The organism is Psychrobacter sp. UBA2514 (genome assembly GCF_002341255.1).
GTDB lineage: Bacteria > Pseudomonadota > Gammaproteobacteria > Pseudomonadales > Moraxellaceae > Psychrobacter > Psychrobacter pacificensis.
This window is the reverse complement of sequence record NZ_DDNS01000002.1, coordinates 1-474: the sequence shown is the minus strand read 5'-3', so window position 1 is coordinate 474 and position 474 is coordinate 1. Positions and strand designations below refer to the sequence as shown.

1 protein-coding gene is annotated in these 474 nt (G+C 46.4%); it reads right to left on the bottom strand.

The genetic code is table 11. The features are described 5' to 3' along the window. Positions 1 to 474, bottom strand: a 474-nt coding sequence (locus tag B3V51_RS00040; protein WP_286707735.1) for a class I tRNA ligase family protein, incomplete at both ends; no start/stop codon positions are given.

The window sequence follows — 474 nt, the reverse complement described above, 5'->3', positions numbered from 1 at the left end:
ACACTGCATGATGAGGCGCATAGCACGTGAGAATTCACGATTCTCGTAAGCAGCAGCAATCTCATCGCCCGTTTTGGTAATGTCTTCTAATAGGCGCGGTTCAGCGCAAGTCTCAGACAGTATACCGTCGTACTTTTTAACCAAGAATCCTGCACTACGACTAGCGATATTGACCACTTTACCCACCAAGTCAGAGTTGACCTTTTGCATAAAGTCTTCTAAATCAAGGTTGATATCTTCGACTTTGTCAGACAGTTTGCTGGCGAAGTAATAACGTAAGTATTCAGGGTGTAAATGCTCAGCATACGTCTCGGCCTTGATGAAAGTGCCGCGTGACTTACTCATTTTTTCGCCATTGACCATCAAGAAGCCATGGGCAAAGACGCCCGTTGGCGTGCGCAATTCGCTACCGGCTAGCATGGCTGGCCAAAACAGTGCATGGAAATACACGATGTCTTTACCGATGAAGTGATA